Source organism: Leisingera sp. (assembly GCF_034669605.1).
Classification (GTDB): domain Bacteria; phylum Pseudomonadota; class Alphaproteobacteria; order Rhodobacterales; family Rhodobacteraceae; genus Leisingera.
This window is the reverse complement of the sequence record NZ_JAXMOX010000178.1, coordinates 1-9,850: the sequence shown is the minus strand read 5'-3', so window position 1 is coordinate 9,850 and position 9,850 is coordinate 1. Positions and strand designations below refer to the sequence as shown.

8 protein-coding genes and 2 pseudogenes are annotated in these 9,850 nt (G+C 61.3%); 4 read left to right on the top strand and 6 right to left on the bottom strand.

Going from position 1 to position 9,850, the window contains the following annotated elements; genetic code table 11:
- On the top strand, positions 1-169 hold a 169-nt coding region (locus VOI29_RS18895; RefSeq protein ID WP_323782251.1), incomplete at its 5' end, for a transposase.
- Positions 170-635: 466 nt separating this feature from the next.
- On the opposite strand, the gene VOI29_RS18890 is transcribed toward VOI29_RS18895, so the two are convergent.
- The 6 genes from VOI29_RS18890 to VOI29_RS18865 are packed head-to-tail and all read right to left on the bottom strand — an operon-like array spanning position 636 to position 7,364.
- Entirely contained in the window at positions 636-2,315 is a 1,680-nt protein-coding gene (locus tag VOI29_RS18890; RefSeq protein WP_323782247.1) for an ABC transporter ATP-binding protein, read from the bottom strand.
- A gap of 3 nt (positions 2,316-2,318) precedes the next feature.
- Complete coding sequence (locus VOI29_RS18885) at positions 2,319-3,146, bottom strand: metallophosphoesterase family protein (RefSeq protein ID WP_323782244.1); 828 nt, start codon at positions 3,144-3,146, stop codon at positions 2,319-2,321.
- Positions 3,147-3,202: 56 nt separating this feature from the next.
- Positions 3,203-4,753, bottom strand: coding sequence for an ABC transporter substrate-binding protein (locus tag VOI29_RS18880; protein WP_323782241.1), 1,551 nt, complete (start codon positions 4,751-4,753; stop codon positions 3,203-3,205).
- Positions 4,754-4,799: 46 nt separating this feature from the next.
- Positions 4,800-5,684 (bottom strand): ABC transporter permease, encoded by an 885-nt coding sequence (locus VOI29_RS18875; RefSeq protein ID WP_323782238.1) that lies wholly within the window; start codon positions 5,682-5,684, stop codon positions 4,800-4,802.
- Between the two features lie 4 nt (positions 5,685-5,688).
- Complete coding sequence (locus VOI29_RS18870; protein WP_323782235.1) at positions 5,689-6,615, bottom strand: ABC transporter permease; 927 nt, start codon at positions 6,613-6,615, stop codon at positions 5,689-5,691.
- The gene (locus tag VOI29_RS18865) at positions 6,612-7,364 is read right to left on the bottom strand and encodes an HAD-IIA family hydrolase (RefSeq protein ID WP_323782232.1); all 753 of its coding nucleotides are present in this window, start codon (positions 7,362-7,364) and stop codon (positions 6,612-6,614) included. Before VOI29_RS18865 ends, VOI29_RS18870 begins: the two co-directional genes overlap by 4 nt.
- A gap of 186 nt (positions 7,365-7,550) precedes the next feature.
- Between VOI29_RS18865 and VOI29_RS18860 the strand changes: the two genes are divergently transcribed.
- The 3 genes and pseudogenes from VOI29_RS18860 to VOI29_RS18850 form a co-directional block, all read left to right on the top strand.
- On the top strand, positions 7,551-8,423 hold the full coding sequence (locus VOI29_RS18860; RefSeq protein WP_323782230.1) for a LysR substrate-binding domain-containing protein: 873 nt from the start codon (positions 7,551-7,553) through the stop codon (positions 8,421-8,423).
- A gap of 254 nt (positions 8,424-8,677) precedes the next feature.
- Positions 8,678-9,080: pseudogene (locus tag VOI29_RS18855) on the top strand (transposase); the annotation flags it as partial.
- 50 nt (positions 9,081-9,130) lie between these two features.
- Positions 9,131-9,850 (top strand): annotated as a pseudogene (locus tag VOI29_RS18850) (IS3 family transposase); the annotation flags it as partial.

Below are 9,850 nucleotides of genomic sequence, written 5' to 3'. Positions count from 1 at the left end.
GCGCAAGAAGGTGGAGATGCTCTTCGCCCACCTAAAACGCATCCTCGGTCTGGCACGGCTCCGATTACGGGGGCCTTGGGGCGTCCAGGACGAATTCACCCTCGCAGCCACAGCCCAAAACCTCCGGAAATTGGCAAAACTCAAGCCGATGGCACCCGCCGTAGCGTAACAAGGCGGTATCGCCTCAGACTGCCCAACAAAATGTGCGCCGTACCCATCCCCAACGCACAAAACCAAACGACTTTTTCAACGAAATCGGCCCAATCGCGACATTCATACAAGGCGCAGCGATGAAGGTGCTGCGTGCGCGAAAGGCTTCTCGAAAGCGGACCTTCAAATTTGCTCAGTTGACCCAAGGGGGGCTTTGCCCGACTCCAAGGTCAGCGAAGCGCAGAAACCTGCCGCTGCAAAGCTGCGAACTGTGGTCGCCCTTCGGAACCTAACCGGCCCATTGCGATCGCTCGTCAGCAGCCTCAATTGTTATGGTGCGGCCCGCAAGACCGGTCATTCGCTGCGGCTGCGAACCAAGGATGCATGCGAGCCTATCCTTTTTAGACAAAGCAGCCAAAATCCGAGTTGTAGCAGAACATTGATCATCTCCCGGTTCCTCAGTTGGGGCTTGTCATGCTTTCATGTTACGTTGCTCCTTCCAAAAATGCCGGAGCATTGTTCGTCGAAAAGTCCCTTTTGGCGCGGTTGGGCCTATTGGGAAGCGGGCTGGGCACGGCAGAAAGCAACCTTTTAGTGTAGGGATGCCGGGGCGAGCGCAGCACCTGTTTGGTCTCGCCGGTCTCGACGATCTCGCCCCGGTACATTACCGCGATCCGGTGACTGACCCGTTCAACCACTGCGATGTCATGCGAGATAAAGAGGAAAGCGATGCCCAGACGGTCTTGGATATCCTGCATCAGAGACGTGACCCGGACCGCCGTGGACACGTCGAGCGCCGACACCGCCTCATCCGCGACGATCACCTTGGGCGAGACCGACAAGGCGCGTGCAAGGCACAGCCGCTGGCGCTGACCACCGGAAAACTGGTGCGGGAAACGGTCCGCCGCCCCCGGGTCCAGCGTCACCTTCTCCAGCAGGCCGGCGGCCAGATCGGCCCGTGCCTGACCACTCAGGCCGCTGTGCAGGTAAGCCGGTTCGGTGATGAGATCGCGCACTTTCATGCGGGGATTGAGGCTGGCGAAGGGATCCTGAAAGACCATCTGCACGTCGGCGCGCGCTTGTTGCAGCGCCTGCGGGCCAAGGCTGCTGATCTCGCGCCCGGCAAGGGTCACGCGGCCCGCATCCGGTTCGATCAAGCGCATCAGGGCGCGCGACAGGGTGGATTTGCCACAGCCGGACTCGCCCACAAGGCCCAGTGTTTCGCCCGGGCGGATCTCAAAGGACACACCCTTGACGGCAGGAACCTTGACCTTGGGCTTGAGGAAGCCGCCGCTGCGGGCAAAGCTCTTGGTCAGCCCGTCAACCTTCAGCACCGGTTCCGCTGGGGCCACCTGCGGGCGCAATAGGGACAGGCCCAGCTTGGGTGTCGCGGCCATCAGGTCCCGCGCGTATTGCGATTGCGGCGCTTCGAACAGCGCGTGGGTATAAGCGACCTCTTCGGTATTGCCGTGGCGCATCACTACGACGCGATCGGCAACCTCGGCCACCACGCCCATGTCATGGGTGATGAACAGGATCGCCATGCCAATTTCCTGTTGCAGACTTTTCAGAAGCTTCAGCACCTCGGCCTGCGTGGTAACGTCCAGCGCGGTTGTCGGTTCGTCGGCCATCAGCACATCCGGGCGGCAAGCCAGTGCGATGGCGATCATCACCCGCTGCCGCAACCCGCCCGAAAGTTCGTGCGGGTATTGGTCCAGTCGGCGCGCTGGATCCGGGATGCGCACCTGGTCCAGCGCACCTTCGGCAGCGATCCGCGCCTCGGCCCGGTTCATGCCCTGGTGGCGGCGCAAGACCTCGCCCAGTTGCTCGCCGATCCGCATAACCGGGTTCAGCGAGGTCATCGGCTCTTGGAAAATCATCGAGACGCGATTGCCGCGATAGCTCTGCATGGCCCGGTCGGACAGTTCGGCCAGGTCGACGGGGGCCTCGGCCCCCAGGCGAATCTGACCTGCGGTGATGCGCCCGCCCTCGCGTTCGATCAGGCGCAGCACCGACAGCGCAGTGGCGGATTTGCCGGACCCGGATTCCCCGACAAGCGCCAGGGTTTCACCGGCGTGGATGTCAAAGGACAGATTACGCACAGCGGTATGCGTGCCAAAGGCGACCGACAAGGATTTGACGGAAAGGACAGGCGCATCAAGCATGGTTCAGAACCGTCCCATCGGGGGCGTCCAGCGCCCGGGTTTCGGGGTCAGCCGGACCTCGAGCGGGTCGGCGCCGTACACTTTCCAATGCAGGGTCTCGGACAACTCCAGCATCCCCCATGCCCCGGCGGGTGTGCCTTGGGTGGTAAAACTCTCGGTCAAGCTTTGCTGGGTGAGATGCGGGATGCCATTGACGGTTGAAACGGTGTTCCAATGCACATGGCCCGCGATGCAGGCAACCGGCACCCGCGCCTGCGCCAGTGCCAGACGCACGCGGTCGCTTTCGGGATAGCGCGAGACCTCTTCATTGCGCTCGAACCAGTAGTTGCCGACCTGTCCGTGCCCCGATACCGGTACGTGGCTGGCCACCAAGGTGGGTTTTTTAGCCGTCTGCATCGTGCGCGACAGCCAGAGCAGATCGCTTTCTGGCAGGGAGAAGCCGTAATGTTCGGCGGTGCGGGTGATCTTCGGATCGGCCCGCCACAAAGCAACCTGCCAGTCACCGCAATCCAGCAGTTCGCTCTGCAGGGTCTGCCCGAGGATTTCTTCATTCTGCGCAGTGGTCAGGTAATCGCGGTCATGGTTGCCGCAAATGTGGTGGATCGGCGCGTTCACGGCTTTGAACGCCTCGGCCACCTCGGTTTCGAGCCGCAGGTCGGTCTCTTCATCTACGTCCGAAATCCGGTCCCCCAGATCCAGGACAAGGTCGGGTTCCATGGTGTTCGCCCAATCGGAAAATTCGGCCATCAGCCCAAGCGCGGTATCACCGCGTTTGGATTCAGAAGGTGCGCCGTGATGGATGTCAGTAATGATGGCAATACGGAGTGTCATTTCTTTTGTCCTGCAGAGGGAGGAACACGCCCCTGTACGGGGCGCGCCACAGATGTTTAGCTGTCGGCAAGCGCGATGGCGCCGGCACGGAAATCAAGCACGTAGGGGATGTGGCCAAGCTGCGGCGCCCAAGAGATCCCCTTGTGCATGCCCCAGCTTTCGAACGGGCGATACAACGGCAGGACCGGCGGATCCTGCTTGATGCGCTCCATCAGTTCCACAAAGGCGGCCTTGCGCGCCTCGACTTCCTCGGAAAAGCGGAAGCGTTCCCAGATCGCGGCATATTCCGCGTCGGTGTTGAAGCGGCCCGAACCCTCGGACGGGCCGTTGGGCGCCCACATCACCCCGAAAGAGCCGAAAGGATCGGCGAAATACATCGGGTTCGACCAGCTGCGCGCCATCAGATCGGGGCTTGCGCCCGTCCAGGTTTCGGTCACGTTCACGCGGCCCTTGATACCGACCTCGGCCCACATCTCGGTGATTGCCTGAGCGGCCAGAACTCCATTGGTGTAGTAAACGGGATAGGCGTCAAAGACGATTTCCTCGCCATCGTAGGAGGATTGCGCCAGCAGTTCGCGGGCCCGTTCGGGGTTGTATTCGAAGGTGGTAAGCTCGGGCATGTGCAGTTTGCCCATCTCTGCCATCGTGTGGGTCGAGGGCACGATCGCCTTGCCCAGCCACAGCGCGTCGTTCAGCAGGTCGCGGTCGATCGCCAGCGACATGGCCTGGCGGATCTTGGGATCGGTCAGGTGGGGGTGATTCACGTTCATGATCATGACGTGGAACAGCGCGGTGGCCGAGCCCTCGGTCTTGAGGTTCGGATCGGCGTTGACCAGATCCAGCTGGTCGGGGGCGATGTTGGTGACGATATCCGCTTCGCCGGTTTTCAGCGCGGTGATGCGGCTGGCAGTTTCGGGGATGCGGATCACGGTCGCCTGTTCCAGCGGCGCGCGGTCCCCCCAGAACCCGTCAAAGCGGGAATAGACCACCTTCTGGCCCGGAATAAACTCCGAGATGGCGTAGGGGCCGGTGCCGACGGGCGCCAGCGAGAAGGCCTCGAAATCGCCGTCCTCGGCCACCTCGGGATCACCCGACAGCGCCTTGGTGTAGTCCTCGGGGATGATCATGACCTGCTGCAGCGAAACCAGCGTTTCCCACAGCGGCTCGGGGCGTTCGACCTTGATCTGGACGGTGTAGTCGTCGATCTTCACCGCTTCGGCGAAGTTGGCCAGACGGTCCTTGGACCGCACCACATAGGGCGCAAAGGTCGCCTGATACATGCGATTGAGCGAGAACACGACGTCATCGGCGGTCAGTGCCTCGCCATTGTGGAACTTGACGCCCGCGCGCAGTTTCAGTTCCATCGACACATCATCAATCAGCTTCCACTCGGTCGCCAGCGCGGGCACCCATTCAGGTTCCAGCTTGGAATGGTCGCGGTCGATCAGCGTGTCGAAGCTGTTGTAATAGAACTGCGATCCGACGTTGGAATGGTCCCGGCCAGGATCGAGGTAGTCCGAGATATTGGCCGCGCCGACGGTGATCGACTGGGCGAAGGCCGAGCCCGCAAGAAGCGTGGCAGCGGTGGTCATCAGAAGGGTTTTCATGGTCTTCTCCATTGAGGGACGTAGGAGGGCGTCTTCGGCCTCTTGATTAACGGGCGCGCAGGCGGACATCGGCGCGGTCACGCAGCCAGTCGCCGAGGATCTGCACGGCAAAGGTGACAAGAATGATCAGGGCGGCGGGGGCAATCACGATCCAGGGCGCGGTCGGCATGTAGTCGCGGCCATAGCCCACCATGCTGCCCAGCGTGGCGGTGGGTGGCTGCACGCCAAGGCCGAGGAACGACATGGTCGATTCAAGAATCACGATATTGGAAAGCGACAGGGTGAACTGCACCACCAGCGGCGAGACGATGTTGGGCAGCACATGGGTCAGCGCGATGTAGCGCTGGCCGCCACCCGATGCGCGCGCCGCCTCGATAAAGGGCAATTGGGTTATTTTGCGCACTTCGGCGCGCAGGATGCGGGCATATTGCTCCCATCCGGCGATGCCCAACACACAGATCATCACCGTCAGCGACGATCCGAACAGCGCGAGGATCAAGAGCGCCAGCAGGGTGAAGGGCACGGCAATCTGTAAATCGACGGCCGCCATGATGACGTTTTCCGCCCAGCCCCGTCGCAGTCCCGCCAAAAGCCCCAGCGTGCCGCCGATCAACAGGCCGATGCAGGCCCCCGCCAGCGCCAGTCCAAGGGTCAGCTGCAGACCATGCAGGCTGCGCGAGAGGACGTCGCGGCCCAGTTCGTCGGTGCCGAGGTAGAACCCGTCCTTGTAGCGCTCGAACCCAAGCGGGGGGCGCAGCCGCGAGATCAGGCTTTGCGTAATCGGATCGAAGGGGGCGATCAGCGGCGCCAGCAACGCCATGAGCAACAGCGCAAGGCCGATCAGTACCGCGGCTTTTTGGATGGCATTGCTGTCTTTCCAGAGCGTCAGCAGAAGCGGGGTACGCGACGGGATGTTAGTGGTGGCGGTCATAATGTTATCCTTTCGCCATGGAGGTGCGGGGATCCGCGACGACATAGGCGATGTCAGTGAGGGCATTGATGACGACCACGGCGAAGGCGACAGAGATCACCCCGAATTGCAGCACCGGATAGTCGCGCATGATGGCGGCCGAGACGAGCAGTTCGCCGATTCCCGGCCAGCTGAAGATGGCCTCGACCACGACGTTGCCCGCCGCGGCCATACCGGCGATTTGCAGGCCAAGGACCGACAGCACCGTGACACCGGCGTTGCGCAGCCCGTGTTTCAGGATCACGACAGTTTCGGGCAGGCCCTTGGCGCGGGCGGTGCGCATGAAATCCTGTCCCAACACATCCAGCATGGCATTGCGGGTGAAACGGGTCAGCGCGGCGATTAGCACCCCGGACATGGCGATGGTGGGCATGATGAAATGCCAGGGCGTGCCGTTGCCGACCACCGGAAGCCAGTTGAGAGAGAAGGCAAAGATCAGCACCATAAAGGCGGCGATCACGAAATTGGGCACTGCGTAGCCGATAAAGGCCAGCCCCATGACCGCGCTTCCAATCCAGCTGTCCCGCCAGAGCGCGGCCGTGACCCCCAACGGCACCGAGACCACGATCGTCAGCGCCAACGCGCTGCCCAGCAATTGCAGCGTGGGCCAGATGCGTTCAGCCACGATGTCGGCCACCGGGCGGCGTTCTATGAAGGATTGGCCAAAGTTGCCCTCTAGGATGCCGCGCAGGTAGGCGAGGTATTGATACCAGAGCGACCGATCCAGCCCAAAATACTCGATCATGAGGGTGCGGTCTTCTTCGGTCAGACCGTCGCCGAGGGCGGTGTCCAGCGGGCTGCCGGACATCCGGGTGGCAAAGAACACCAGCGTGATGATGGCGAACAGGGTCAGCACCATCTTGAGCAGGGTGCGCAGGACATAGAGGGTCATTCCGGGGCTCCTGTACGGCGAAGCTGAACAAAGCGGGTGCCGATGGCCCGTGCGATGGCGCCGTCCGTATCCGGGTTGTCCCCGACAAAGACGGCCTCTTCGGCAGAGACGCCGGTGCGTGACAACGCCAGCGCGGCAAGATGGGGGTGCGGTTTTCCGATGCTTTCGAAATGCAACTCAGTCAGCATGGCGCGCAGCGCCGCCAGCAAGGCGCCGGTCTCGGCGATGGGCTGGCCGTCGTGGCCGGGATGCACGGTATCGGTGTTGGACACCCAGAAGGCAGCGCCGCCCTGAACCAAAGCCGCCATCGCGTTCAGCCTATCCAACGACAGTTGCGTGTCGCGGCACAAAAGCACCAGATCGGGCGTATCCTGTGTCAGGGCAAAGCCCAGCCGCCGCGCTTCTTGTTCGATTGCCGGGCTGGCGAACAATGCGAGGCGCGCGCCAGGGTGCAGGCGCGCCAGGTGCGCTAATGTCTGCTCCCCGGCCAGCAAGATCCGGTTGGCTGGCACCTCCAGTCCAAGCGCCGCAAGTTGCCTGCTGAGTTCTACCGAGAAATGGGTGGAATTGTTGGACACCAGCCACAGGCGCTCTCCGCAGCTGTTCAGGAAAGACGCGGAATCCTTGTAGGCTCGCCCTTCGGAGACAAGACAACCGTCGAGATCGCACAGCACAAGGCGGTCTTGCGCGACCAGATCGGCCGAAAGTTGGCTGGTAAGCTGGTTGTTTACGGTCAGTACTGAGGCCACGGTCAAAGGCTCCCTGGGCCTCGGCGCAACCTGTGCCGAGGCGGTCTGGTGTGGATATGAGAGATCGTTCAAGTTCGAGTGCGACCGTTTCCGGCCTCGGCGGCACACCTGCCTTCTGGCCGTAACATTGCTGTGACAAAGCAAAGCTATGCTTTGAGGAAACCATAGTCCCGCTTTGGATTGGCCATGACAATTTCCCTCCGCACCCTCGAAGCGCTCCGTTCGGTTGCCGAATCCGGCTCATACGCTGCGGCCGCGCGGCTACTGGATGTCACCCAGCCGGGAATCTCGCAGCAGGTGCGCAGGCTGGAAGAGGACTATGGAGTGGTGCTTTTCCACCGCGACAAGGGAAAGCTGCATCCAACACCCTTGTGCGAAAGGCTCTGTGATGCGGCCGAGCGCGTGATCAGCGAATATGAAGCACTTGAGCAGATGCTGCGGCGCCACGGGTCGCTGAGCAAGGGGGAATTGTCCGTGGGGCTGGGCAACGCGATGCCCGGCATGTCGGTGATCGCGGCCTTCAACAAGGCCTACCCGCAGGTTGTCCTGCAGGTCACCACCGGGTCACATGACAAGATCATGCGGCAGGTCATCAACCACACCGTCGATGTCGGAATCCTGCCAGAGGTTCCCAGGGATGGACGTTTCCGCCGCAAGGAACTCCTGAAGAACAATGTCGTTGCCATCGTGACGCCGTCGCATCCGCTGGCCAGTGCGGACGCAGTCACCTGCGAAGAACTGCTGCGCCACAGGTTGATCTTTCGCACAAGCGGGTCTTCGACGCAGAAGGTTCTCGACCGCTACTTTCGGCGCCACGATGTCTCACCTGTGCCGTTCCTGACCCTCGACAACCGGGATGGCGTCTATGAGGCGGTGGTCAACGGCATGGGGGTCGGGTTCGTTTGGCGAACCGGAACGGGGCGCAATGAGGATGTGAAACAGCTGAAGCTGCTCGGCGCCGATACATCGAGCGCGGAGGTGGTCTTCACCCCGGCCGAACGCAAAATGGAGACGCTGAATGCGCTTTTCGGATTGATCGACGGCATCGAATTGCGTTGAGGTTGGCATGTCGCGTAGACCTTGTCGAGATGCGGCTGAGCCTCCTTGGCGTCAAACAACTCCCACTGGTCATTCTGGTCGGTTTCAACCGGCTGGACGAGGTTGGCATCGACCAGAAGCTTTCGCAAGCGCCCGGGGGGGCCATGCCGAGCTCCCGGGCAGCGGTGCGAATAGAGTGAACCTTGCGCTCCAGCACAGGCTCTCCCATCAGGTCGTCACCGGGGCCAACCGTAGCTGGCTTGGCCATGTGAGCCTCCCGGACGCAACTTGCCTATACAATCCGTGGCTATGCGGCCGAGTTCGGACTGACCGCGGCCAAAGGCGTGTCTCATATTCCGCGCCTTCTGGAACGCATCATGGCTGATGAAAACGTCCCCGCCTTGGCGCGCGATCTGTTGACGTCACTTGCGGATGAATTTGCGCAGCTGAGGGAGCGCCTGGAAGAGATAGAGGCGAGTTTGATGACCTGATACCGCAGCAACGAATGTTGTCGCCGCCTCGCGAAGATCCCGGTGTCGGACCGATCGGTGCAGTATTGCTGGTGATGAAAGCGCCGGCACCGGAGCAGTTTGCATCCGGAAGACAGTTTGCGGCCTGGATGGGCCTGCCCCCAGGGATCACTCGACAGCTGGTAAGGTCAGGTTTGGACCTGTCACGGTTTGATGCCGCTCCTTTGATAGCATTTACTGCAACAAAGGAGACTGACTATGGGACTGAAACGGACGGACGAATTCCGCAAGGATGCGGTGCGCATTGCACTGACCAGTGGACTGAAGCGCAAACAGGTGGCTGATGATTTGGGTGTCGGTATGTCGACACTGAATAAGTGGATCACAGCACATCGAGACACGGATGTGGTGTCGCAAGAGGATTTGGACCTCGCAAAAGAGAATGACCGGCTTCGACGTGAGATCCGGCTCCTCAAGGAGGAGAGGGAAATTCTAAAAAAGGCCACCCAGTTCTTCGCGGGCCTAAAGCAATGAAGTTTAGGTTTATCGAAGAACACAGGTCCGACTTTCCAACCAATCGTCTTTGCGATGTCGTCGGCGTTAGCACGCGCGGATTGCGGGCGTTCCGCAGCCGTCCGGCCAGTCGCAGGCAGCGGTCCGATCTGGTGACGCTGGCACATATCAAGGAACAATCTCGTCTCAGCTTGGGCAGCTACGGCAGGCCACGGATGACGGAAGAGCTGAAGGAAATCGGCTTGGACGTCGGACATCGCCGGGTTGGCAGATTGATGCGCCAGAATGGTATATCCGTCGTCAGAACCCGTAAACACAAGGTCACCACAGACAGCGACCACAAGTTCAACATTGCGCCGAACCTGCTGGATCGTGACTTCACCGCCAACGCGCCGAACCAGAAATGGGCCGGTGACATCAGCTATGTTTGGACCCAAGAGGGTTGGCTTTATCTTGCGGTGATCC